Genomic DNA, 1,485 nt, shown 5'->3' on the forward strand with positions numbered 1-1,485 from the left:
AGGCTCTGGAAGGTGAGCGCGTTCAATTTATTAAAGGGGATTTGAGCGCTATTGAGGAATTAAGACAAGCCTTTCAGTCTGTTGATGCTGTGGTTCATGCAGGAGCTTTATCCACTGCCTGGGGACCTTGGAAGGCCTTCTATCAGGCTAATGTAGTTGGCACTAAAAATGTCCTTGAATTGTGCCGTGAATATGCGGTAAAACGCTTGGTTTACGTTTCTTCTCCTAGTATTTACGCAGCTGGAAAAGACCAATTAAACATCATGGAAAGTGATGCTCCAAAAGAAAATCACCTCAACAATTATATCCGAAGCAAATTGGCGTCTGAAAAACTTTTTTATGATTATCCAGATGTGCCAAGTATCATCTTGCGTCCTAGAGGATTATTTGGTGTGGGGGATACCAGTATTTTGCCTCGTGTCTTACGCCTCAGTCGAAAAATTGGAATTCCTTTGATTCGAGGAGGAGAGCAGCTCATGGATATGACCTGTGTGGAAAATGTCGCCCTAGCCATTCGCTTGGCTCTGGAAGCAAAAGAAGCTCACGGACAAGTTTATAATATTACAAATGGGGAACCAAAGACCTTTAAGTATTTGATCGAAACCACACTAAAGGGATTGGGAGAGCCGATTCGCTATCGGAAACTTCCAGCAGGTCTAGTAGCAGGTGTGGCTTATAGCCTTGAAGGGGTGTATCGATTCTTTCATTTGAAAGCCGAACCCCCATTGACTCGCTATACCTATTATCTCCTTCGATATAGCCAAACCCTCGATATTCAAAAGGCTCAAACTGAACTTGGCTACTATCCAAAAATGACCATTGAAGAAGGGATTGACAACTATGTCCAACATGATCAAGCACATTGATTATTTTCCAGCAGGCTATTGCAGCAGTCATTCTGGTCTCTTATTTAAAGGGATTTCGAATGAAAAAATGCAATTTCCAGCAGGTGTCTTTTTGATTCATCATCGTGAAAAAGGCTATATTTTGTACGATACCGGCTATCACTACGAGATTAAGAAAAAAGCTCGGTATTTCTGGTACCGTCTAGCCACCCCAATGCAGATGAAAAAAGAAGACCAGATCAATTATTTATTGCAAGAGCGTGGGATTGATCCGGCATCCATTTCCTATGTGATTCTTTCGCATTTGCACCCTGATCATCTCGGCGGAGCAGCCCTTTTCCCAAATGCTCATTTCTTTGTCACCCAGGAAGTCTATGAGGTGTACCAAAAACCGAAGTTTAAAGATCTGATTTTTAAAGAGTTTCTTCCAGCTGATTTCAAAGATCGGGTGACTTGTCTCAAAGCAGATCAAAGGCTTCCTGCTTTCCCCTATCGCCCGACTGCGGATCTTTTTGGAGATGGGAGCATCCTTGTTTCGTCCATCGATGGGCATGCGAGAGGGCAAGGTTGTCTTTATCTGGATGAGCTCAAACTCTTCTTCGGAGCAGATCTTTCTTGGGGAGTAGACCTTTTGCCTTTC

At 43.2% G+C, this 1,485-nt stretch carries 2 protein-coding genes; both read left to right on the forward strand.

Features of this window, described 5'->3' with window-relative positions; translation table 11 throughout:
* Window positions 1–866 (forward strand): NAD-dependent epimerase/dehydratase family protein (locus SPADD19_RS06575; protein WP_128861606.1); only part of this gene is annotated, 866 nt, incomplete at its 5' end.
* On the forward strand, window positions 841–1,485 hold a 645-nt coding region (locus tag SPADD19_RS06580), incomplete at its 3' end, for an MBL fold metallo-hydrolase (protein ID WP_061455565.1). The genes SPADD19_RS06575 and SPADD19_RS06580, both read left to right, overlap by 26 nt.

Source organism: Streptococcus parasanguinis (genome assembly GCF_001578955.1).
Lineage (GTDB): Bacteria > Bacillota > Bacilli > Lactobacillales > Streptococcaceae > Streptococcus > Streptococcus parasanguinis_U.